Raw genomic sequence first — 24,775 nt, forward strand, 5'->3', positions numbered from 1 at the left:
TGAAGTATATATACTCATTAAATATAACTTTTTTTTAAACATATAAACTCAAGAAAATGAAAACAGTTAAAATAATTCTTGTAGTCATAGTATCCTTAGCATGGATATTTGTTACTACTTTTAATTTAGGACCATTAGGTTCTTTAGGTGAATTGACGACCTATAAAACAGGCCTGTTATCTGTACCGTTACAAAATGATGGAATAAGAGAGATCACTAGTGATCATAAGTTAAATATTTATGTAGATGATATTGGGATTCCCCATGTGTATAGTTCTTCAAAAAATGAGGCAGCATATGGATTAGGATATATGCACGCAAAAGACAGGTATTTTCAGATGGAGATGATATCTAGAATTGTACAAGGAAGATTGTCAGAACTCTTATCTGCGCAGACATTAAAATCTGATAAATTCTGGATACCATATGAGTTTGAACAAAAATCGATTGAACTTCTAGAAACATATAAGAAAGAAGAGCCAGAATTCTATGCTTATTTACAAGCGTACTCAGATGGGGTAAATACATATTTGGAAAATAATGAGAATACAGATCCTTTATATAAAGCTTTAGGAGAAACGCCAAGAGTTTGGAAAACAGAATATTCCTTATTATTTACTTGGTATATGAGTTGGACATTGACATATTTTGATCATCATATAGAACAACAAGAACTTCTAGCAGAATTGCCAGAAGATATTAGAGATTATTTTTATCCATTACAACCAGATGGGATGAATACCATTTTACCATCTAATACAGTACCGCCAAGTGTAAATGTGCCAAATTTAGGATTAGATTACTCGGCAACAGCTTCTGTAGAAACTCCCAATGATGATCAATCGTTATTTAACTTAGGAGATAAATTAATGAGTAATCATAAATTTTATCAAGGTATAGGAAGTAATAATTGGGTTGTAAATAATGCTAAAACAAAAAACAAAGGAAATATTTTGGCAAATGATCCTCATTTGTATTTGACACTTCCAGAAGCTTTTTATGAAGCTCACCTTGTAACAGATACATTTAAAGTTTATGGTTTTACAATTCCTGGAGTTCCAGTAATTGTAAGTGGTCATAATGATAAAATCTCTTGGGGAATTACAAATGGAGAATGGGATCTGGTAGATAGATATAAACTGCAAGTAAAAGAAGATAGCTTATATCTTAATGATGGAAAGTGGGTCCCTTTTGAAGTTGAAAATTATACGATTAAAGTAAAAGGTAAGTCGGATTATATACAAGAACATAAGAGCACTGTACATGGGAAAATTATTAAAGAAGGAGATGATCAATACTATGCTCAACATTGGTATGCTGGAAATAAAAGTAACTCAGTAAAAGCAATGTATGATGTTATGCAAAGTCAAAATTGGGACGAGTTTACTACTTCTTTAAGAGACTATAGTTATCCTCCTCAAAACTTTGTGTATAGTGATGTAGAAGATAATATCGGAATTGTATGTGCAGGCGAGTTACCAGAAAGAAATACTGATTATGTAGGTCAAGTACTAGATGGTACAAAAAGATATATTCCTGCAAAATCCTTAGACTCTCTTTGGTATGATTTTAACCCAGAAAAAAAGTTTTTGTTTTCTGCAAATCAGCAACCTATTCAGAATAATATTTACTTCGGAGCTCATGGTTTAAAAGACAATTATAGAGCAAAACGTATCCATTCTTTATTGGAAGGAAATGAAAGCTGGGATGTTCAAGAAATTCAGAAAATGCAAACCGATGAGATTGATATTTCCTTTAAAGACTTTAAAGAACTAATGAAGAACTATACAATACAAGATGAGTATACTGATATTGTAAAAGAACTAACAAGTTGGGATGGTAATATGAGTGATGAAGCAAACCAAGCATTGCTATATGAAATATTACGAAATGTTTCTATAGAACAAGCAAAGCAATTTGCAAATACAAAATTGCAAGTAAATAAAGAACCGTCATTACAATATTTTCTGAAATATTTAAATGATAAGGAGTATACAATTCCTGGAGGTGATAATAAGCAAGAAATAGTAAATGCCATTTTTGCTAAGACTGATTCTACGTTAACTCATCGTTACGGGAATCAATGGAAAAATGTTTCTTATAACACCATGTCTGAATTTACAATAAGCAATATCATGTTTATACCTGGACTAGGAGAAAAAATCGAAAATATTGGAGGAAACACAAATACGATTAATATTAATACAGAAACGTTTCACCCTGTTTTTCGAGCTGTTTATGAAATAAATGATGGACAGATACAAGCACAAACAATTATGGCTGGAGGTCAGAGTGGTATGATAAATTCAAAACACTATAAAGATCAAATTGAACCTTGGAAAAAAGGTCAATATAAGACTGTGCAATTTGTAAACAATCCTAATAAACTAGAGAATATTAAAAATATTATAAAATTTAACTGATGAAAAAGATACTTAATTACTTGCCATATATAGTTGTATTAATAATACAATTTTTAATAGATAACTATACTATTATTTTGATCTCTATAATTTTAATAGGCTTTATTGCTTCTTTTAAAATTGAACGTAAAAAAGTCTTTTTAAAGAGTTTTGTTATTGCTTTTATAGTGTTTGCAACAATATTTTTGATGTACCAATCACGTGTAGACTATATAAAAGATCTTCTTGTAAACTTAGGGTTGTCAAGTGCATTTATATATGTGTTTTTCCCGTTGCTTAATGCTTTAAATACAGCAATATTATTCTTTTTTGGTTATAAGATAGGCACTCTATTTACCAAGAAAAAGGGGATGTCTAAAGAACAAGCTATTGAGATAGTAGGTTAAATGAACTTTATGACTATAGCATCTAGATGATGTGATTATCTAGATGCTATATGTAAGATAATTAAATACTCAATCAAGTATTTAATAAACTTAAAAGAGTAGTGAGACTCAATATGTGTATAAATATGTTGAGCAGGAAAGACTATTGCCTACTTATGATACATCTAGAATCTTTTGAAAGCGTATGTAATACATGTTATACAAAAATATGTTTTATATAACGGCGATATTATTTGCCTTATTAGATGTTAAGCCTTTGTATTCTAGATAGGAGAACTACAGTTTTAAAGTTTGTTAATTACATTAAAAAACAATTATTATGAAACAATTATTTAATCTTAATGAGAGCCCAGAATTAGGGACTGTACCTTCAAAGATGTATGCTTATGTTATTAAGCCTGATAATCATGGGGCTCCTATGCAATCTTTAAGAGAAGAGGTAATAGAAACTCCTCAAGTTGGATTTGACGAAGTTTTGATTAAGGTAAAATCTGTAGGAATTAATTATAACGGTTTATGGGCTGCTTTAGGAAGTCCTGTATCACCTACAAAATTTCACGGAAGAGACTTTCATATTGCAGGAAGTGATGCTGCCGGAGTTATTTGGAAGGTAGGTGAAGGTCTGATTAACAACCCTAATTTTAAGTATAGTTTAGGAGATGAGGTAATCATTCATTGTGGACAATCTTGCGGACTTTGTGATGAATGTAATGGAGGAAATACAATGTTATGTTCTTCACAAAAGATATATGGATATGAAACTCCTTATGGATCTTTTGCTCAATATACCGCAGTTAAAGCTTCACAATTATTAAGGAAACCAAAACACTTAAAGTGGGACGAAGCGGGTAGTTATATGTTAACCTATGCTACCGCTTGGAAAATGTTATTTGGGCATGCGCCTAATATTCTTAGACCAGGAATGAATGTGCTAGTTTGGGGTGCAAGTGGAGGATTAGGTAGTGCAGCCATTCAATTAATCAAGATAGCTGGTGCAAATGCAATTGCTGTAACATCTAGTACCGCAAAAGGGAAACAATGCATGGAATTGGGTGCTGTAGGTTATATAAACCGAAAAAACTTTGACTGTTGGGGAGAATTACCTAGTGTAGATGATAAAGAAGCATACGCAAGTCATGTAAAAGAAATGCAAAAATTTGGAAAAGCTATATGGGAAATAACTGGAAAAAATGTCAACCCAGATATTGTCTTTGAACACGTCGGGAAAGACACTTTTCCAACAAGTTGTTATGTAGTTAAAACAGGAGGAATGGTTGTTTTTTGTGGCGCTACTAGTGGCTTCAATCTATCTATGGATGCTTCCTATATTTGGATGCGTCAAAAAAGAATTCAAGGATCACATTTTAGTTCTTTAAAAGAATTAAGTGATGCTAATAAATTGGTGGAAAATGCCATGTTTACACCTGTTATATCCAAAACCTATCCTTGGGATGAACTCCCATTAGCTCATTTAGATATGCTTAATAATAGCAATCAATTTGGAAATGCAGCAGTTGTTCTATAAGGAATTATGGTATGAAAATAATAGTAAAATACAGTTGTATCTAGATTTATAAATGCATTCATGTGATATGCTAGACCTTTATAAATTGTATGCTCAAGACACTCATAATACTTAAATATTTTCAACGCTAATAAGAGAAAAGGATCTCGGTTTTACATTCATAAATAATTTCTGTTATACACTACATAAAATTTGTTTATATACGAAATAGCCTGCATATTATTTATGCTTAGTGTATGTCGTTATACGCTTTCGCGAAAGCGTATCTGAAGAATATATCTTATTAAAAAGAGAGTATCTCATAATAAGATATTCCTGTGCACCTACAATGTTATTTATGAATTGCTTTATAAAGTATAACTATAAAATCAAGGTCCTTTTACTTTTTAAAACAGAGGCATTAACTTAAAAACTAACAAGATGAAAAATAGTAAATCAACATGTAACTGCGCTCAAAATGGAGGCATGTGCGGACGTAAATTAAGTTTAATAAAACAAGGGAAAACTGTACCTAACCCTATTATAACAGAAGAAATGATTTGTCCTTTAAAGAGTTTGCTTACATATGCTTCATAAATAGCAGTAAGAACCTGAAAATAATTGTAAATCACCTGAAATGAAACTAGTAATCATAGTATTTCTGTATGCTCAAAAATACGTTGTTTATATATATCAAATGTATCGATATGTAACGGGAATATAAGAGCAGGTAAAAGGTCTTACCGGTGCTATATTCAATCAAGGAAGACACAAAATTAATCTAGATATCACTTGGTATTTAGATGTCTTATTGATTTGACCTCTCTTTTATTAAATAATATAGTAAAGCCATGACACCATGAATGTAGAACTAGAATATGCGCCAGATGTCGTTATAAAAGAACCAACCCCAGAAGTTTTAGAGATTCAAAAAGATCGTATAAATATACTAGGAACCGAATTCTTAGTACTAATAAATGATGAAGGTAATTTTATAAAAATTAAGAATATAAGACTGGATGAATCAAGCTCAGGTAAATTAACTCAATTGCTATGGAATTTAGCCTTTATTAATCTTACGATACAACGATCCAAAGGGCAATTTGGCCATGCAGATGCAAAAGATAAAACAAAAAGAGCACTTCGTAAGATTCTCAATAAACTCAGGCGTTGCCGTTGTAAATATGATATAGCGGCGCTTATTAAATATATAGAAACAGAAGGAACATATATCAATAATTTATTATGATAAATAGTCCAAAATGACAATCATTTTTTAATACCCAATTAATCATATACTACCTACAAGAAATACACTATATATTCCTTGTAAAAATATAAAAACACACGACACGCTTCAATAAAACTTTATGTCTTTATTGAAATGAAAAATTAAAAATATTGGAAAAGTTTAATGCAAGACTAGACGATGGGAAATCCCATGACTAGTTTTATTATACACATTATTATGATCACACAAAATTCAATACATAACGTAGCCTTTAGTGATTTTAAATCAATTCCTAAAATAGATCTAAGGGAGGATGAATATTATTTATTTCAATATTCTACAGATAGTAATATAGGTCAAGATATTTTAAAATATTACTTAGAGTTTTTACCTCAAAAACTTAAGCAAGAAGTGCTTAAATATAGAAGGTGGGATGATAGATACAACTGTCTATTTGGAAAATTAATGATATATATGGGAGCTTATATATTTGGATATGACTCCTTTGAATTTGAGAAAATTCTTAAGGATAGTTATGGAAAACCATATATGATAAATAGTAACTTTAACTTTAATATTTCTCATAGTGGTAATACGGTTGTATGCGTCTTTAGTAAACAAGAAATAGGAATCGATATAGAGGAAATCAATGAGATAGAGTACGACTTATTTGAAAATGTTTTTTCAACACAAGAATTAGCAGAAATTCAAGACAATGGACTGGATAAGTTTTATGAATTCTGGACTAAGAAAGAATCTGTCATTAAAGCTATAGGAAAAGGGATGTCTATCCCTCTTACAGAAATAAAGATAGATAAAGAAGGGACAACCTATGAAAATGATACCTGGTATACCAAAACGTTTAAAATGGATAATAAATACTGTTCTATCACTTCAAAGTGTGAACTAAAAAAAGCACAAGAACTTCAAGTTATATTTTAATTGTCAATATATGTAGTGTGATATACGTATGTTTTTAAAGCAATAAATTAAAGAACAAATTCCAATTTTATTCATATGATTACTATAAAAAAGCCGACTCGAAAGAGTCGGCTTTTTTTGTTCCTCAATATTTAAGAATACAAAATCGTTTATTATTATAATAAGTAAAAACTCCTGTACATAGACCTGTATTTATTGTGCGCTTTCGCGAAAGCAAAAAAAGCCAGACCATACTATATTTAAAATGCGTATTATTACGTGTTTATACATGGCTAATTATAGCTATTTTGTATTCTTAAATTATACTATTTAAGAATGTTGTGAGAGAAATTTTATACTAATCCATATTTTGAAGTAGGTATTAGATTATACATTTGGAGCGTGAGGAATGGATATAACACCATAAAAAATGAAAAAGCTATTTGTATGTATCGCTGTTTTGATCGGTATCGTTGTTTTAAATTCGTGTAATCCACGTTTAAATGGTCATTATACAGAAATAAGAGAGGGAGAGGTCAATCCAGATATTCAATCAGTTATGACCTACCTCCAAGAGCAAGACTATAGTAATCCAAAGAACCCAAACTGGCACTTATTTCCGGGTACAGATGTTTCTTCAGGATCTGATACTTTAAAAAGATTAGGACTGGCTGTACATGGTCGTTGGATACGTACCTATGTAAATGATATAGCAAACGAATTTTTAAAGCTTGCAGTAGATTCTACAATTACACAACCATTAGATTTTCCTCCAGGTTCTTTTATTGTAAAACAAAACTATCATGCAAAAATAGACAGTACACATACTGAAAATCCACTCCTAAAAGCTCCAGGAGCAATAACATTACTCTATAAACCGTACCCTAAATATAATTACTGCGCGACGGCAACTTTAGAAACATATAATGGGGTAGACTGTTATGGTGGAGATTGGTTTTACGGATTCTTTTTTGAAAAGGACGTAAAGACAAGTAATATAAGTGCTGGCTCACAAGGGATTCAGAATCATGTAAGCTCCTTTTGTGTAAACTGTCATGCCCCTGCTTTTAACACAGATTATGTAAGAACACTAGATGATATTAGAAATCCTTTTTCAGAACAAAGTGATACACCGTATTGTGACCGTTTTATAACGCCACCAGATATGAATGGCTCTTCTATTATAACACAAGAACCCACAGATCTTGCAAAATTTTCAGAAACGGTAGAAGCGTATGTACAAGATTCAAAACTGAGCCCTAAACTCCCTTCTGATGTTCCAGTAGACCCTACACTAGCATTTAAATATCTAAGCCCAGAGAAAACACAAGAGATGTTTAATAGTTATGGGTGGAAATCATTTATTGCTCTAAATTGGCCTAACAAAAAAAATACACCAACACCACAAAGAGGTGAAGCAGATACATCGCTGCCTTTTACTGGCAATAGTAAGAATTCAACAGTTTGGGAAACCTATAAACCGACATTTGAAGTCTTCCAACCTGGAAATATTAGTTGGGATCCTGTAGCACAACCTTGGAATCAAAAACCTCCAGTAATAGTCGAAGCTTCTTGTAAAGAGGTACCACATGATTTTGTAATTACAATGGAATCAAAAACACGTGATGTACTAAATGAAACAGGACAAGCATTTGCAGGTACCTTTGGATATCTTGTAGATCAAGATAGAAAAAAGGTGCGCTATGAAGTACTTTTTAATCGAACTGAATTTGAATACTTAATTAGTAATGGAAGAGCAGCAAGTCTCAATCTTACACCTAGCGGGCCTAAAGGAGAAGTAAATACAGTGAATTTTCCAGATACTAAAGCAGACACATTATATAATGAAGGAGCCATGGAGGTAAAGTCGGCGTGGAAAGAACTTGTCTTTACAGAAAATAACCCTCAAAAAGAAGCAGAAGAATTAAAGGAAGCAAATGAGAAATTTTTTGTTAGAAAAGCACTTATTTATGATTCAGAAAAAAAGGCGTGTAGGGTTTCATACATGGCATTAGTAGGACTTCATATTGCGCGTAAAACATATTTTGCTCCACAATGGATCTGGATTACTTTTGAACACAAGGACAATGCTCCAGATGCGGGAGATAAAGATGGTAAAGGAACTTTTTATAACCCAGACCTTCCGTCATTAACTGATTGTGATGAATATCCTTTTTTGGCAGGAGTTTCAGGTATTGAAGGCTGTCCTAATGTGGACTTAAATAGATTTGATAAAGGACTTAAAGATGCTCCAAATCAGATTACACGATTAGTGCCTCTTACTCCTGAAGCTATAAAACTGAATACCATGTTTCAGGCAGAATTGAAAAAAATAGGATCTCCTTTTGCAAATTATATACTCGTTAATGTACAATGGCCTTTAAATGGACGTAATCAAAACGGAACCGTAAATAAGATAAACTGTAAGGACAATACAATAGGGAATGATTGTTTTAGTGCAAGACCTCGCTTTTTGAGAAATACTGTAATAGAATCATTTATGACTACATATTGTGATGATGAGAATGGCAAAGCGACACAAAGAAGTAATCGTAGTTGTATGACATGTCATGGCGCAGCAGGAGCCGATTTGAGTTATATATGGTTAGATGCAGTGTCACAGCGTGTGAAAATTGAATGATCACTACAAGTAAAAATTAAAAGATGTAAATAGAAATGGCGCCTTAAAAAAGCGCCATTTCTCATGTGTGTTTTAAATTATGCACAAGTAAAAGCAAACGTTGGCGAATCTGTAGGGTGACATTGAGGCTGGAAAGAACAACCTAAGCTATTATCACTAGTGGGAATGTCCACTAAAACTTTAAGCCCTCCTTGAACGTTTGAAAGATTAGAGATTTTGATTGTTTTTAATTTTAATGTCTTTAACTCTTTTTTCATAATAACATGATTTTAAAATTATACTTCCCTAATACTTACGAAGAATAGATGCAGAGGGTTTTGTGTTATAGATATTTTGATCACCTTAAGCACATATAAAAATGCCTAGAGACTACAATACACCAGATTATTATAAGGATAAATAGTTATGTCTTAGATGTTATGTACACTTTGTTTAAAAAAATAGGGTAACACATCTCTAAATGCCACTCTTTAAACTGAATAGGTTTTTGAAAGGCGGAATCCGAAAAGTCTAAAAAGAGTAGGAGAAAACATAACTAACTATATATTATGAAAAAAATTATTATTGTAATTGGGTTTTTAATTGCGTCACTTCAGATGTATGCCCAAGATCAGAGAATATTTGGAGGAACAGCTATAGATATAGCAGATGCTCCCTATCAAGTTTCTTTAGAATACCCTGGAGTAGGTGTAGGTCATGGCTGTGGTGGAACCATTATAGATTGTGAGTGGATCGTTACTGCGAGTCATTGTGTAGAAGGACTTAGTGCAGATGATATCGTAGTACATGCGGGTGCTACCGATCAAACTAATAATGGAATTGGACAAAGAATTGATGTCGCAGAAATTATCATGCATCCTGATTATACACCTTTTGGAGCAGGAAATGCTCCTGCAACAAATGATATTGCATTAATACGTCTTGAGAGCCCTTTAGATTTTAATGATAATGTCCGTGCTATAGATTATGCTACTCCAGATAATACCACTGCAGCAGATATTGCTGAAGGTGTAAATGCATTTATATCTGGTTGGGGAGATTCAGGAGGAGGTTGCTGTAATAACATTTTACTAGGAGCTTCTCTTCCTATAATTACTAATGCGGCTGCAAATGATCTTATTAATGTTGCTGCAAACAATTGTCAACCAGATGATGATAATCCTTTTGATAATTCTATGATTTCTTTTTGGCAAGAAGGAATCGCCGCTGGTCCTGGTGACAGTGGAGGACCTGCTGTATTAGGACGTGGAGCCGATGCTATACTCATTGGAGTGTCAAGTTGGGGAGGATGTGTGAGAGATGACTTTCCTACGATCTATGCAAATGTGCGTAATCTTTCAGATTTTATAAGTGATAATGTTCCCACTAGTGTTGCTTATCATTATGAAGATGAAAATCATAATGATCAAACAGAGTTTTGTTTAGGTGAAGATGTTTATGTCAATGGTAGTGATACAATAAATACAAGTCATTACTTTATGGATCTTTGGATTGTAGATAGCAATGGGGATTATGATTGGATTTCTGGAGCAGGATGGATTTCTGGATCTCCAGATTTTGTAAATATTACAGATTTATTTGAAAATGACCCTGAACATCCGGTAACTTTTGAAGTAGGAGAGACCTATTCTGTTAAATTAGCGATAAATGATCCTAATTGTGGTTGGGAGTCTGTACAACATGATTTTACGATTATAGAGCCAGACTCTGTAGATTATCATTATGAAGATAGTGGTCATAATGATCAAACAGAATTCTGCTTAGGAGAAGATGTTTATGTGAATGGTAGTGCCACCTTAAATACGAGTAATTATTTTATGGATCTCTGGATTGTAGATAGCAATGGAGATTATGATTGGATTTCTGGTGCGGGATGGATTTCTGGCTCACCAGATTTTGTGAATATTACAGATTTATTTGAAAATGATCCGGAACATCCAGTAACCTTTCAGGTAGGAGAAACCTATTCTGTAAAGCTAGCTATAAATGACCCTAACTGTGGTTGGGTATCATTACAACATGATTTTACGATTATAGAGCCAGACTCTGTAGATTATCATTATGAAGATAGTGGTCATAATGATCAAACAGAATTTTGCTTAGGTGAGGATGTCTATGTCAATGGTAGTGCTACCTTAAATACGAGCAATTACTTTATGGATCTCTGGATTGTAGATAGTAATGGAGACTATGATTGGATCTCTGGAGCAGGATGGATTTCTGGCTCACCAGATTTTGTAAATATTACAGATTTATTTGAAAATGACCCAGAACATCCAGTAACCTTCGAAGTAGGAGAGACTTATTCTGTAAAATTAGCTATAAATGACCCTAATTGCGGGTGGGTATCATTACAGCATGATTTTACGATTATAGAACCAGATTCTGTAGACTATCATTATGAAGATGAAAATCATAATGATAAAACAGAATTCTGTTTAGATGAAGATGTGTATGTAAATGGTAGTGCTACTTTAAATACGAGCAATTACTTTATGGACCTCTGGGTTGTAGATAGTAATGGAGACTATGATTGGATTTCTGGAGCAGGATGGATTTCTGGATCTCCAGATTTTGTAAACATTACAGATTTATTTGAAAATGATCCTGAACATCCAGTAACCTTCGAGGTAGGAAAGACTTATTCTGTAAAATTAGCGATAAATGATCCTAACTGTGGCTGGGTATCATTACAGCATAACTTTACGATTATAGATTGTGTTAAACCACCAAAATGTGAAGATTTAGCAACACCTACAAACCTTCAAGTTGTCGGAGAAGTACTTACTTGGAATCCTGTACCAGGAGCAGCATATTATATTGTAAGCTCTCCAACAGGAGATGGACCACAAGCATTTTGTCATTGTAAGAGTCAAATATCTATTATACCTCTTATAACACCAGTAAACAATGTTACAATACCAGAAGGGCTACAGAGTAAATGTTTTACTTGGAGAGTGACAGCAGTCTGTGAAGATGAAACCCAATCTCAACCATCATTTCCTCAATGCTTCACACCAATAAGAGCACCAGAAAGTAATGGTTTTGTAAAAACAGATATTTATCCAAACCCTAACAAAGGAAATATGAATTTCTTAATAGAAACTAGTGCAGACCTTGATGTTACTGTGGAGATATATAATTTTTATGGAACAAAAATCCATTCATTTATAGTAAATTCAAAGAAAGATGTAGCTATAAATTCAAATTGGAATGCAACAGGAACACTTAAGACAGGAATCTATTTTGTAACCTTTAAAACAGATCAGTATGCTATTTCTAAAAAAGTAATAGTAAAGAATTAATTATTAAATTATCAGGTAATTAAATGAATAGGTCCGAGCTTGTCTCGGATCTATTTTTTTTAAGAAGATAGTTTTGTATGATAAGAAATAGATATTTTAATTACGTTCTAATATTTTGATCATCTTAAACGATTTAAGAAGGTGAAAAAGTCCTGGTAATATAACACCTCCTCCTATAAGTAATGTAATGCCAAGAGTATGTATTACACTTTCTGGTGCAACCCCTTGAAGTATACTAATAGATCCTTGCGTTGTAAATAAAATATTTGGAAAATGAGGCGTGAGTGCAGCAACTAGAATAAGTAATACCTGTATTCCTGCAAATATTCTACTTAAAATTCGATGGCCACCTCGTATGCTTATCCATAACGGAATAAGAAATAATGCAGATAAAATAATAGCAATAATGGCATAGACGTTTGAGGTAAACGTTAAGACAAAAGGCACTTGATTAAAATATCCATAGAGCATGGTTAAGGAACCAATAGTAACTACAACTAGTGTTGCTATGGTTGCTTTTTTTACATATATTTTTCTATTGATAGAAGCTGCTTCACCAATAAGCAATACAGCAGATAAGAAAGCACATAAAGAAGCAAAGAACAAACCTGTTAATATCGAGAATATATTAAACCAAGAATCTATATAAAGTTCTTTAAAATTATAATCTGTAATAGAGATTGTATGTATGATTTCTCCACTGATAATTGCTCCAAAAGTTATTCCTAGAAATATAGGGGTTACTAGACTAGCCGTTTTAAACATCCAGTCATAAAGTACTTGCGATTTGTCTTTATAAGCATCATAATGTCTAAAAACAAAAGCAACTCCTCTCAACGTAATTCCTAGTAACATGAGTGTAAGTGGTATATGTAAGGATACTACAAGAATATTATAATAGATAGGAAATGCAACCCATAAGATGACAATCATAATAATAATCCAAATATGATTTGCTTCCCAAACAGGCCCCATCACACGATACACTGTTTTTTTAGTAATAGCTTGATTTTCTTTTGAAGAAAATAACTCTACAATACCTGCACCAAAATCTGCTCCTGCTAGTAATACATACAATACTAATGAAAAAGCAAGAAAAAAGAGAACGACATAAATCATGCTTCCATATTTTTAGTGTTATTTAATGCTTTGATCTGCCTGCTCATTAACCAAGTAACGGCAATGGTCAGAATACTATATAAAACTACATACATATAAAAACTATACACAATTCCTGGTACAGGAGTTACGGCATCTTTGGTTTTCATAATATGATGAATAATCCATGGTTGTCTACCTACTTCGGTGACAATCCAACCAGCTTCTAGGGCAATAAATCCCATAGGAGCTAGTATGATAAATAATAGCCAAAACTTAGGAGAATTAAACCAGGTACGCTTTCGCGAAAGCGTAATAAGAAACAAAATCCCTGCAAGCATAAGTAGTGTTCCTATACCCACCATTGTTTGAAACGCATAATGAACGATGGCTACATTAGGATGTTCGTCTTTTGGAAAATCATTGAGCCCTTTTACCTCTGCGTCAAAATCTCCAAAGGCTAAGAAAGAAAGTGCTTTAGGAATTTCAATTTTATAAGATACTTCTTGAGTCTCGTTATTAACAATCCCACCTATGTATAGAGGAGCTCCTGTTGAGGTGTCATAATGAGCCTCCATTGCGGCAAGTTTTACAGGCTGTCTTTCGGCAATGTCTTTTGCAGAAAGATCGCCACTTAAAGGTTGTAAAATGGCAGCAATAGCTCCAAAGGTAATTGCAATTTTAAATGCTTTTTTATGTAATTCTATATTTCGCTTTTTAAATATCTGATAGGCATGAACTCCTGCTACAGCAAATCCTGTAGCTGTAAAAGCAGCTAACGTCATATGGAGTGCTTGTGTAAACCAAGCAGGATTAAATAATGCCTTTATAGGATCTATATTAAGAAACTCTCCATTGATGTAATCAAAACCAGATGGGGCATTCATCCATCCATTTGCAGAGACAACAAGAATCCCAGAGGCAACACCAGAAATCCCCACAATAATACCTGTAATCCAGTGAAATTTTTCTGGAATTTTATTCCATCCGTACAAGTAGAACCCAAGAGCAATGGCTTCTACAAAAAAAGCAGCTCCTTCTAAGGAGAAAGGCATCCCTATAATAGGACCCGCATGTTTCATAAATTCTGGCCATAAAAGACCAAGCTCAAAAGAAAGTGCAGTTCCAGAAACAGCACCAGTGACAAAAAAGATAGCAACCCCTTTCTGCCATGATTTTGTAAGTGTTAAGTATATTGGATTTCGAGTATTTAACCATTTTTTATGAGCTACAACCATAAAAAAGGGCATCACCATCCCTACACAGGCAAAGACAATGTGAAAAATAAGAGTAAATGCCATTTGAAGTCTTGCAGCATCTAGATTTTCCATACGATATAGTCTTTAAAATTCTATGCTATAAAGATACTTTTCAAATGTTAATTTGCTAGTACACTTGGGTACATAAAAAGAACGTTTACGGGTTTATTTTTGGCAAAAAACGACCCGTTTTCTTTTTGTAATCTAGGTAGTCTTTAAAAACTAATAATAATCGCTTTTCTTCATAACGAGATTTATATATAAATAGAACAAGAAGGAGTAACGTAATTAAGAATCTATATCCCGATCCTGAAAAAAAACTATATCCTACGACTATTCCTAAGATACCAGTGTAAATAGGATGACGTATGTATGTATAGATGCCATTTTTAATAAGTTGAGTATCAGATTTTGGAGAGGGAAAAGGAGATAGATTTTTGTTTAATTGCAGTAGTGCTATTACAACAAGTAGGCTTCCGAAAATAGAAGTGACAAATCCTGCGATTTTAACGAATTTTGGTAACGTTATTTGTAAAAATGAAATCTCAAAAATAAATGCAAAAAACAATACGAATTGAATAAACACAAAAGCAAAATCGGTTGGTTGTAATTTCATAGGCATAAGATAAAAGAAAATAAGAAACATAATTGTCATACAGACAAGTGCTTATTTTTTTTATGCATATGTATAAAAAGCTCTCTTCCGGTTCTACTTTCTACAGAGTTTGTTGCAGGATCCATACTATTAATTGTAAAATAAGGTTCAAAAAGAGAACGGTATTCTTCTATATTTCCTCCAAATGGAGGGTGGTCTTCATATAGAGGAGCATTAAAAAGTAATCCTACGAGGATTCCTTTTGTAGTAAGTAAATTATTCATTTTTTTGACATAAGCAGGTCTAAGGTTAGGTGTAAGAGCACAAAAGAAGGTTTGCTCTATGATAAGATCAAAGGTTAGATTTAAATCAAAAAAGTCTCCTTGAATAAGTTGAGAAGGAGGAAAAGATGGCACTCTTTTTTTTATGTTCTGAAGAGGTGTACTTGCAATATCTATAACATATACTTGCTTAAAACCTTGACGGATGAGATACTCAGCTTCGTGAGAATTACCACCTCCCGGAATTAAAATCTTTAATGTCTTATCTTCTAGCTGATCTATATATTCTTTTATGGGTGTAGAGATCTCTCCTAGATCCCATCGTGTTGTATTTTCTAAATACCTGTTTTCCCAATACTCATCATTAAACTCCATCGTGATATGCTAGAATTATTGATTACTCCAAACACCCCAACCTCCTGCAAAATCATAAATAGTAGTAAAACCTAATTCTTGCATGATTTTACTAGCACGGTGACTTCTCACACCAGCCTGGCAATAGATATATACAGGCTTTGTTTTATCCAGATTTTGTATTTCTTTTTTGAAATTATCTTTATCTGCAATATTGATGTTAATAGCATCATCTATATGTCCTTGATTGTATTCTCTTTCTGATCGTACATCTACAAATTGTACATCTTTACCTATAACTTCTGTCTTTAATGTTTGAATATCTATTACTTGAGTTTCATTAGGTTTCTCTTGCCCTTTACAAGAAACACATAGTATAAGTAGTATGATAAAAAATATATTTTTCATGTAATTTCATTTTAAGATTTAATAACATACAGATGATTTTACTAAAATCTGAATGTTTGTAAGTACGCTTTCGCGAAAGCGAATTTAGGAACATCTTTTAAAGTAAACAGTAACATAAGTTACATCGTAAACTCTTTGATAATAATATAAATCCCCATAATAAGAACAAACCAACCAAACCCTTTCTTTAGTTTTTTTCCATCAATAAAGTTTGTAAGCCACATCCCTATAAAAATCCCAACAATAGAGAGGCTCGTAAAGCTCAAAAGAAATGGCCAATCTATCGTTAGATTTTCTACATCTCCTATAAAACCAATTAAAGACTTTATTGCGATGATTAATAATGACGTAGCAATTGCTTTTTTCATAGGAAGCTTTGCCAGCAATACTAATGCAGGAATAATAAGGAAACCTCCTCCAGCACCTACAACTCCTGTTAAAGCGCCAACAACAATTCCTTCCAAAATAATCATTGGGTAATTATACGTTACTGTTGTTTCTATATTATCATCTTTACGTTTAGTACGTATCATAGAGATAGAAGCAAGTAACATAATGATGGCAAAAAAGATCATAATCCCTATGCTTCTGGTTATGATAAAATCACCTATAGAAAATAATTCCTCAGGAATATTAGGTACTATATACTTTCTTGTAGCATAAACTGCTAGTAGCGCTGGAATAGCAAAAACAATAGCAGTTTTAAAATCAACAAGCCCTTTTCTTATATTATTAATAGCACCTACAAGAGCAGAGACTCCTACAACAAATAGTGAGTATGCAGTTGCTGTAATAGGATTAAGGGATAAGAGATATACTAAGATAGGAACGGTTAATATCGAACCTCCACCTCCTATAAGACCTAAAACGACACCTATGCATAAAGCGCCAATGTAACCAAGAATTTGGATAATGTCCATTAATAGTTAGTGGGTAATTTTAATATAAAAGTAATGATAGTTTTTAAACTATAAATATATTAATTGTTATGTATGTATTTTAAGAAGGATTTACAACTACTTTGGATTTTATTAAATGATTGATTTTTTTTGTTAGAAGAGTATACAATAATGATACTTCATAAAACATAACCAGGTAAGCAAACAATAAAAAACAAGAATAATGAACAATAAAATAAAGTAAGTATTCTTAGTTTTGCATCCATAAAAGAGAAGGAAAATATGGAGTTTAATTCAGTAGAAATTGTAGGATATTTAGCTAGTTTATTTGTGTTGCTATCTTTTTTTAGAAAAGATATACGCCAACTTAGAATTACAAATTCAATAGGATGTGCTTTTTTTGTAGCCTATGGAGTGTTACTTACAAGTATTCCTATTATTATAACTAATGTAGCAATTTTACTTGTAAACGGGTATTATCTTTTTATAAAGAAGTCGGATGCTACAGTAGTGAAACCCGAAGATAATTAAGGGCTGCATATCTAATTTGGAATACCTATTTTACTAAAATATTATGTCGTTATAAGTTCGCTTTCTAGCATGTCTTTTGCTATTTGCTTTTATATAAAATATTGTTTTTTTCTGTTTTATAGCAGGTTTTAGTATTCTAAAAGCACATCGAGAATATGTTTATGCGTCGTAATTTTGCTGATGAAATAAATTCTTTGGACAGAAATAAAAAAATAATAGTAGAATTTACTTACAAATGAATGCGGTTAATATATTAAAATGTGTATATTGAGAGCTGTGTAAATAATTAACAATCAGTAGTTAAAAGGGTGCGGTAAGTGTTGTTTTATAAATAACACGAGATAAGTATATTGATATCAAATGTTAACATAAGCATAATCAATGAACGTTTTTTGTATAATAAACTTTGTTTATTTACATTTATGCACTTTCAAACAATATTGAACAAACAAAACAACTATGGATATTTTAACTGAAGCGGAAGCTTTTGAAAATTCCAAAATGAGTCATATGTCGACTAGTGATCGTGTGGTAGCTTCAAGAGAAGCAAAACGACTCATTTTAGCAATTAATGAAATTTATAAGGAAACAAAAGAACCGGAGCTGATGGATATGATGAAGAGGCTTACAGAAAAAAAACGTAAGATAGAAAAGCGTCTTAAAGGACGTCCAGATACTGCTTAATTAAAAAACAAATGGCTCGCAATTGCGAGCCATTTGTTTTTTAAGAATTATTATTTTCTTTTAATAATATCCTTGCCGCTGCAAAAGGAGAAATCTTATTATTAGAAAGTTCTTTTAATAACAGCGGTAATTTTTCTTTTATATTTTTATTGCGGTAAAAGTTTTCTTTTAAACTATCTTCTATGGTTTGTAATAACCAGTAAGTATTTTGTTCAGTACGCTTTGTTGTAAAATATCCATTTTCTTCTGTAAGTTCTTTATAAGAAGTAATGAGTTCCCATATAGCTGTAATCCCTGTATTTTCTAGAGCACTACACGTACTTACTTTGGGCGTCCAGTGACTATCTTTTGGAGGATATAAATGTAACGCTTTTGCAAAAGCAGCCTTTGCTAGCTTTGCAGGTTTCTCATTTTTACCATCGGCTTTATTAATCACAATGGCATCTGCCATCTCAATAATACCTCGTTTGATCCCTTGTAACTCATCTCCCGCGCCTGCAAGTTTTAGCAAAAGAAAGAAATCTACCATCGAGTGTACGATAGTTTCGCTTTGACCAACACCAACGGTTTCTATAATAATAGTATTAAAACCCGCCGCTTCACATAAAATAATAGCTTCTCTTGTTTTACGTGCAACACCACCTAGAGAATTTCCAGAAGCAGATGGTCTTATAAAAGCATGCTTATTCTGAGATAAAGTGTCCATTCTTGTTTTATCCCCTAAGATACTTCCGTGAGAAAGTGAGCTAGAAGGATCTACTGCAAGTACGGCTACTTTTTTATTTTGTTCTGTGAGATAACTTCCAAAAGCTTCTATAAATGTACTTTTTCCCACGCCTGGAACACCTGTAATTCCAATTCGGATAGATTGATTTGCATGCGAAAGGCATTTTTCTATCAGGATTTGTGCTTGTTCTTGATGTTTGCTTACAGTGCTTTCTACCAATGTAATTCCTTTGGATAATGCCGTATGGTTTCCAGAAATAATTTCTTGAGCAAGTACTTCAACATCAAGTGATGTTCTAGCCTTACGAGCTTTTCCTTGTAAATAGTCAGGATTAATTCCTCTAGTATTTTCTTTATTCATACCTGCATTATCTCATTGTAAAGTAAAGGTAGTAAATTTGAATAGGCGAAAATAGATGCAGTATTATTCTGTAAAAAAAAATAACTTTTTAATTTTTATATCTATCTGTTATATTTAAATATTTCACTTCACGTTGACCATTTAAAATTAATGTATCTCCTCTTAATTTATAATTAAATGTGAATTCAATAGGTGATGAATTGTTTTTTGTATTATAAAATTCTCTAATGTTAGCTCTAATTTTCTTTAAACTATCTTTTTGAACATCTAATTTTGCTATGCTGTCTTCAATAAAGTAATAATATTTTTCTGAATAATAACTTGCTTTGAAAGTTCCTATTTTTTTTATTGTATCAAGCTCTAATTTTCCGCGATACATATTATTAAGAGAGTCTCGTAACTTTATACGGTTATAATATCCTATATAGAGTTTGTCAATTTTATTTTTAGAATTTCTAGGGGTTATTTCCCAAACTCCATGAAGTTTACTTTCAACTAAATATTCTTTTTTGAGGTCAGAGATTCTTCTATGTGCAAAAAAGGCAAGAAGAATAATAACAAGAAACTTCAACCAATATAAGTTTTTTGCTTTTGCAGGAATAATAGAAGGGATTAATGGCTGGTTTATATTTGATTTTAGAAAATAATTTTTAAATGCTTTCCAATCTGAAAACAACAGGAAAATGCCCATTATTGTTAGTGTAATAGACATTGATTTTGCTCCATCAATTTCATAAAAATAATTTAACAATAAAATATTAATCATAAAACTTAAGAAAAGGATAACTCCTATTCGTTCTGTTTTTCTGAATAAAAGTAGTAACGCAGCAGCTATTTGTGCGCCAGCTATTACTAAACCGTATGTTCGGGAATAACCATAATAATACCAAGTAAGAGAAAGCCCATTAAAACTACTTATAGAATCATCTAGATATCTAGGGCCTAAATTAAATTGTGTTTTAAGAATTTTTGAAAAAGCATAAGAAAACATCCTAAAGGCAATATAATAGCGACAAAATAATCTTAATAGGTATAAAATACTAGATTTAGAGAACTTCAATTGTTAGGCTTTCGATGGGTTAATAATAAAATTTCAATTCAAATTTACTTTATTTTTTTATCGTTAATATGTGATAATCAATAAAATTTAATGTTGATATATGAACATTAATGATTTAATTTAGAGGTAGTAAATTTGAATAGGCGAAACTTTTTTCATTTTTTTTGCAACATCAAAAAAATAGTCTCGTCTTTAGATCGAATAGCAAATAATTATACACTAACCAAAAAGAATACTTTGCTTACAACTGATATCATAGAACAATGTAAACGCAATGACCGAAGGGCACAGTTGCAACTGTACAACAAATACTGTGAAGGTATGTACCACGTGGCTTTTCGATTTTTGAAGAATACATTCGAAGCAGAAGAGGCGATGCATGAAGGATTTATAAATGCTTTTGCAAAATTACATCAATTCACAGGGGATGTCACTTTTGGAGCTTGGTTAAAACGTATCGTGATTAATAAAAGTCTCGATATGATTAAAGCAAAAAAAGCAACCATTGTCCCTCTTAATGAAGAGGTGATAGGCAAAGTAGATGAGGATACCGAAAACTGGGATGTAGATGATGAAGTAACGGTAGACCACGTCAAGAAAACAATCGCTGAGTTGCCTGATAAATATCGATACCCACTTATGCTATTCCTTGTAGAAGGGTACGATCATCAGGAAATATCAGAAATATTAAATATAACAGAAGTAGCTTCTCGTACCATGGTGCACCGCGGTAAGAAGAAGTTACAAGAACAACTAAAAGAGTTGAGCTATGGCACAGGATCTTAGAAACATGTTTAAAGACATAAAAGAACAAGATGGGACACCATTAAGTAAAGGACATCAGTCTCGATTTGAAGACCGTCTTGCACAAGCATTACCCGTCCAAGAAGATACAGATAAAGGATCTCAAAAAGGAATTTTCTTTTTTATGAAAATAGCAGCTGTTATCATTCTTGTTGCTGGTACGGTGTGGTTTGTGGCTAATAACGCTTTCGCGAAAGCGGACTCAGATGAACACAAAATAGTCTCTACAGATACTAATGAATTACCTGAAGAAAAAAGATCATTACAATTAAGTGATCTATCTCCAGACTTTAAAAAAGTAGAAGACTATTACCTAGCGAGCATCAATCTAGAAATCACAAGATTAGAAATAAACGATGAAAACAAAGAACTTATCGATTCTTTCTTAAAACAACTTGCAGAACTAGACGAAGAATATCAACGATTAAACAAAGAAATTACAGAGAGCGGAATCAGCGAAGAGATGGTCAATGCAATGATTGAAAATTTGAAGCTACGAGTAGAATTACTGTCAAAACTGAAACGCAAGTTAAGTGAATTAAAAGCATCTCAAGAAGATGCCATCCAAACGATCTAATACAATGAAAATAAATAAAATAAATTGGCTCTTTATGCTAGCATTTATAATGCTATCGGGAAGTGCTTTTGCACAAGCCAAACAGGAAAAATTAAAAGAACGTTTCAATGTAAATAAAGATGTTGAAATAGAAGTAGATACACGTTATGTAGATGTGATTTTTGAAACTTGGAATAAAAACGAGGTTTCTGTAGAAGCTTTTGTACAAGGAAAAAATACAGACCAAGCTATAGAAGATTGGAACTTATCTGTAACTGGAAATAGTGATAAAGTACGTATTCATAGCTCAGGTGGATATAGTGATGCAACCGTTATAGATATAGATAATATAGACCTTGGCGAAATCCCTTTAACAGAGATTATAGGAGAATCATTAAACATTGTAGAGCCTGTTTTAGAAGGAATTGTAGGACCAATTCTTGAAGGATTAACAGGAGCTCAATTGCCTGCAGAGTTTTATGAAGAATTAGGGAAAACAAAGTTTGATCACGATGCATACCGTCGTGAAGGAAGAGCATACCTTAAGCGTTATGAAAAAGAGATGGAAAAGAGCTTTGGACCTGATTTTGATAAAGCAATGGAGAAGTGGGAAAAAGAAAACGACTTTTCTGAAGATGGAGCCTTAGGTGGTGCATTAAAAGGACTTATGGATATTCCACAATGGCCATTTGGGAAAACTAGAAATATGAACTTTAACGATAATGAGTATCGTAAAGACAAGAAAGCATATCTAAATAAACTAAATAAAAAGTACAATACAAATGTAAAAGTACGTGAAGTAGATGCTTGGCTAGAAGAAATGGAAGAGTGGGGAGAAGAGTTTGAACACGATATGGAAGAATGGGGAGAGAACTTTGAACTTAAGATGGGCGATTTTGAAAAAGCCATGGAAGAATGGGGAGAGAATTTTGGAGAGTCTGTAGGCAAAGCTTTTGAAGATTGGGGAGAAGACTTTGGAAAAGATATGGAGAAGTGGGGAGAAGAGTTCGGAAGAAAAGTAGAGAAATGGGCAGAAGAGCATGAAGCCGATTGGGAAGAGCGTCATGATGAAGATGAGCATGGGAATAAAAGCTCTAGCTTTCATTTTAACTATGACACTGATGACAAACCTAGTCGTGATGTAAAACGTACAATTATCATAAAGATGCCAAAAAAGGCAGAGATCGATATGAATGTGCGTTATGGTAAAGTAAAAATGGCAGCGGTCTATAATCCAAAAGCTGTTATATCACATGGTAGTCTTGCAGCTACATACATTGATGGAGGGGATACCTCCATCAATGTATCATATAGCCCTATCACTGTAGGTTCTTGGAACGGAGGAACGCTAGATGCAAGCCATGTAAAAGAATGTACTATAGCAAATGCACAAAATATAGCGCTGACTTCAAACTCTAGTAATGTAGTCATCAATACGCTTTCAGGAGGTGGATTGCTTTCTGGTTCTTTTGGACAATTATCAATCTCTCAAGTAGTAGACGATTTTGGATCATTAACTATCATTCTTGAGAATAGTGACCTTGTACTTAATTTACCTGATAGTGCATTTAACTTTAATTATAGTGGAGAACATAACGAGTTTCTAGTACCACGACAATTAGAAACAAAGACTATGAAGAATGATAGAACCGAAGTTGTAAACGGATATCACAAATCTCGTAGTACAGGAAATGTGATTACAATCACAGCAAAGTTTAGTGATGTGGTATTAAAATAATTACCTGCCTACCCAATTAATTAAAGAAACCTCAATAATCGTAATAACCACTACTGCAACTATAGCAATACAATACCCTATCCATTTTATTTTTTTGGTTCTAGAAATTTTTACAGTTTCTAGTATTTTTTTTACAGCTTCTATTAGCTGTTTTTTGTTGTAATATAGGATGTAACAACACATTAATAAATAGAATATAGCACTTAACATAGCACCTGGGGATATCTCAAAAAAGAAATCAACTACAATGATATTTAGGAGTATCGGAATTAGTATAAATACACCTATGATCTTTGTTCGATTAAAAAGTAGTAATCCTCCACCCAGTATTTGTGATAGCCCTATAAACCAAATATACCCTGTAGAAAACCCAAAAAAGGTCCAAGCAAGATCAAAACTTCCAATATCTGCAATAGGTGTTTTTGCAACTTCTTCAGGAAGTCTTCCTGCTCGATGAAACTGGCCTCCTACAATCTTTCCTATTCCATAAGCCCAAATTTTTGACCATACATATATTCTAAAAGTAAATTCTATAATCCAAAGATGTTGCTTCATAATGTGTGTTTCTTGTAGGACTCCATTTTTATGATAATCGTTACACGAGAAGTAGTGTTTTTGAAAAGAACTATCTATTCTTTCTTATTTATGTTACTATTTTAAATATCTAGAAAGATGATTACTCTCTATTACAATTACTTTTAAAAGAAGAAGAGGAAAAAGTTGTGTATAGATCTAATTTGCGATATTAATTGTTTTAATTTTCCACATAATATCATTCCGATGTAAGATTTGATCTTCTTCAATAAGTAGTTCGGTAATTATTCCATCAGATTCAGCGGTTATTTCTACTTCATAATTTCCGCTTGATAAAATGGCTAGCAATTGTCCTTTTTTTACTTTTTGGTTTAATGTAATTGTTAATTTATCTACTGTTACAGAATCATCAGCATTCATCCCTGGAGGACATTTAAACGTAATAATATTTGGGCTACTCATTTTGAGTTATAAAA

The 24,775-nt window shown here is 32.5% G+C and carries 23 protein-coding genes; 12 read left to right on the top strand and 11 right to left on the bottom strand.

The features are described from left to right. Positions 1-56 precede the first annotated feature (56 nt). The 6 genes from ABJD27_RS14535 to ABJD27_RS14560 all read left to right on the top strand — a co-directional run bounded on the left by ABJD27_RS14535 (position 57) and on the right by ABJD27_RS14560 (position 9,106). Complete coding sequence (locus ABJD27_RS14535; protein WP_348167656.1) at positions 57-2,423, top strand: penicillin acylase family protein; 2,367 nt, start codon at positions 57-59, stop codon at positions 2,421-2,423. After that, the gene (locus ABJD27_RS14540; RefSeq protein ID WP_348167659.1) at positions 2,423-2,809 is read left to right on the top strand and encodes a hypothetical protein; all 387 of its coding nucleotides are present in this window, start codon (positions 2,423-2,425) and stop codon (positions 2,807-2,809) included. Before ABJD27_RS14535 ends, ABJD27_RS14540 begins: the two co-directional genes overlap by 1 nt. Before the next feature lie 319 nt (positions 2,810-3,128). Further along, complete coding sequence (gene ccrA / locus ABJD27_RS14545) at positions 3,129-4,334, top strand: crotonyl-CoA carboxylase/reductase (RefSeq protein WP_348167662.1); 1,206 nt, start codon at positions 3,129-3,131, stop codon at positions 4,332-4,334. 838 nt (positions 4,335-5,172) lie between these two features. Then, a complete protein-coding gene (locus ABJD27_RS14550) occupies positions 5,173-5,562 on the top strand; it encodes a hypothetical protein (RefSeq protein ID WP_348167667.1) in 390 nt (129 codons plus the stop codon). Positions 5,563-5,781: 219 nt separating this feature from the next. After that, on the top strand, positions 5,782-6,486 hold the full coding sequence (locus ABJD27_RS14555; RefSeq protein WP_348167670.1) for a 4'-phosphopantetheinyl transferase superfamily protein: 705 nt from the start codon (positions 5,782-5,784) through the stop codon (positions 6,484-6,486). A gap of 409 nt (positions 6,487-6,895) precedes the next feature. Next, positions 6,896-9,106, top strand: a complete 2,211-nt coding sequence (locus ABJD27_RS14560; protein ID WP_348167673.1) for a hypothetical protein — start codon at positions 6,896-6,898, stop codon at positions 9,104-9,106. 77 nt (positions 9,107-9,183) lie between these two features. Here the strand turns inward: ABJD27_RS14560 and ABJD27_RS14565 are convergent, their stop codons facing one another. Continuing rightward, a complete protein-coding gene (locus tag ABJD27_RS14565) occupies positions 9,184-9,363 on the bottom strand; it encodes a hypothetical protein (RefSeq protein ID WP_348167676.1) in 180 nt (59 codons plus the stop codon). Between the two features lie 291 nt (positions 9,364-9,654). Here ABJD27_RS14565 and ABJD27_RS14570 point away from each other — a divergent pair, with 291 nt between their 5' ends. Further along, positions 9,655-12,411, top strand: a complete 2,757-nt coding sequence (locus ABJD27_RS14570; RefSeq protein WP_348167679.1) for a trypsin-like serine protease — start codon at positions 9,655-9,657, stop codon at positions 12,409-12,411. 96 nt (positions 12,412-12,507) lie between these two features. Here the strand turns inward: ABJD27_RS14570 and ABJD27_RS14575 are convergent, their stop codons facing one another. The 6 genes from ABJD27_RS14575 to ABJD27_RS14600 all read right to left on the bottom strand — a co-directional run bounded on the left by ABJD27_RS14575 (position 12,508) and on the right by ABJD27_RS14600 (position 17,326). Then, positions 12,508-13,530, bottom strand: coding sequence for a cytochrome d ubiquinol oxidase subunit II (locus ABJD27_RS14575; protein WP_348167682.1), 1,023 nt, complete (start codon positions 13,528-13,530; stop codon positions 12,508-12,510). Beyond that, positions 13,527-14,840, bottom strand: a complete 1,314-nt coding sequence (locus ABJD27_RS14580) for a cytochrome ubiquinol oxidase subunit I (RefSeq protein WP_348167685.1) — start codon at positions 14,838-14,840, stop codon at positions 13,527-13,529. The genes ABJD27_RS14575 and ABJD27_RS14580 overlap by 4 nt, the downstream gene beginning before the upstream one ends. An 85-nt stretch (positions 14,841-14,925) precedes the next feature. Continuing rightward, complete coding sequence (locus tag ABJD27_RS14585) at positions 14,926-15,384, bottom strand: isoprenylcysteine carboxylmethyltransferase family protein (RefSeq protein WP_348167688.1); 459 nt, start codon at positions 15,382-15,384, stop codon at positions 14,926-14,928. 35 nt (positions 15,385-15,419) lie between these two features. Beyond that, a complete protein-coding gene (locus ABJD27_RS14590; RefSeq protein ID WP_348167691.1) occupies positions 15,420-16,019 on the bottom strand; it encodes a methyltransferase domain-containing protein in 600 nt (199 codons plus the stop codon). A gap of 15 nt (positions 16,020-16,034) precedes the next feature. Beyond that, on the bottom strand, positions 16,035-16,406 hold the full coding sequence (locus ABJD27_RS14595) for a rhodanese-like domain-containing protein (RefSeq protein ID WP_348167694.1): 372 nt from the start codon (positions 16,404-16,406) through the stop codon (positions 16,035-16,037). A 119-nt stretch (positions 16,407-16,525) separates the two neighbouring features. Beyond that, on the bottom strand, positions 16,526-17,326 hold the full coding sequence (locus ABJD27_RS14600) for a sulfite exporter TauE/SafE family protein (RefSeq protein ID WP_348167697.1): 801 nt from the start codon (positions 17,324-17,326) through the stop codon (positions 16,526-16,528). 261 nt (positions 17,327-17,587) lie between these two features. On the opposite strand from ABJD27_RS14600, the gene ABJD27_RS14605 reads away from it, so the two are divergent. After that, entirely contained in the window at positions 17,588-17,836 is a 249-nt protein-coding gene (locus ABJD27_RS14605) for a YgjV family protein (RefSeq protein ID WP_348167700.1), read from the top strand. A gap of 459 nt (positions 17,837-18,295) precedes the next feature. Beyond that, complete coding sequence (locus ABJD27_RS14610) at positions 18,296-18,520, top strand: hypothetical protein (RefSeq protein WP_089374008.1); 225 nt, start codon at positions 18,296-18,298, stop codon at positions 18,518-18,520. A gap of 40 nt (positions 18,521-18,560) precedes the next feature. Here ABJD27_RS14610 and meaB read toward each other — a convergent pair whose 3' ends face one another. Together meaB and ABJD27_RS14620 are read right to left on the bottom strand one after the other, a co-directional pair. Next, complete coding sequence (meaB, locus tag ABJD27_RS14615; protein ID WP_348167703.1) at positions 18,561-19,607, bottom strand: methylmalonyl Co-A mutase-associated GTPase MeaB; 1,047 nt, start codon at positions 19,605-19,607, stop codon at positions 18,561-18,563. An 88-nt stretch (positions 19,608-19,695) separates the two neighbouring features. Next, positions 19,696-20,598 carry a hypothetical protein gene (locus ABJD27_RS14620; RefSeq protein WP_348167706.1) on the bottom strand — a complete coding sequence of 301 codons (903 nt, stop codon included), beginning with the start codon at positions 20,596-20,598 and terminating at the stop codon, positions 19,696-19,698. 306 nt (positions 20,599-20,904) lie between these two features. On the opposite strand from ABJD27_RS14620, the gene ABJD27_RS14625 reads away from it, so the two are divergent. Genes ABJD27_RS14625 through ABJD27_RS14635 form a run of 3 tightly spaced genes read left to right on the top strand, consistent with a single transcriptional unit; the run spans position 20,905 to position 23,765 of the window. Further along, positions 20,905-21,453 carry an RNA polymerase sigma factor gene (locus tag ABJD27_RS14625; protein WP_348167709.1) on the top strand — a complete coding sequence of 183 codons (549 nt, stop codon included), beginning with the start codon at positions 20,905-20,907 and terminating at the stop codon, positions 21,451-21,453. Continuing rightward, a complete protein-coding gene (locus ABJD27_RS14630; RefSeq protein WP_348167712.1) occupies positions 21,437-22,048 on the top strand; it encodes a hypothetical protein in 612 nt (203 codons plus the stop codon). Before ABJD27_RS14625 ends, ABJD27_RS14630 begins: the two co-directional genes overlap by 17 nt. Before the next feature lie 4 nt (positions 22,049-22,052). Further along, positions 22,053-23,765, top strand: a complete 1,713-nt coding sequence (locus ABJD27_RS14635) for a hypothetical protein (protein ID WP_348167715.1) — start codon at positions 22,053-22,055, stop codon at positions 23,763-23,765. Here the strand turns inward: ABJD27_RS14635 and ABJD27_RS14640 are convergent, their stop codons facing one another. Then, on the bottom strand, positions 23,766-24,320 hold the full coding sequence (locus tag ABJD27_RS14640) for a hypothetical protein (protein WP_348167718.1): 555 nt from the start codon (positions 24,318-24,320) through the stop codon (positions 23,766-23,768). 177 nt (positions 24,321-24,497) lie between these two features. Next, a complete protein-coding gene (locus ABJD27_RS14645; RefSeq protein ID WP_348167721.1) occupies positions 24,498-24,761 on the bottom strand; it encodes a biotin/lipoyl-containing protein in 264 nt (87 codons plus the stop codon). Positions 24,762-24,775: the final 14 nt, after the last annotated feature.

It is taken from the genome of Dokdonia sp., assembly GCF_039945015.1.
In the GTDB taxonomy this organism is placed as follows: Bacteria; Bacteroidota; Bacteroidia; order Flavobacteriales; family Flavobacteriaceae; genus Dokdonia.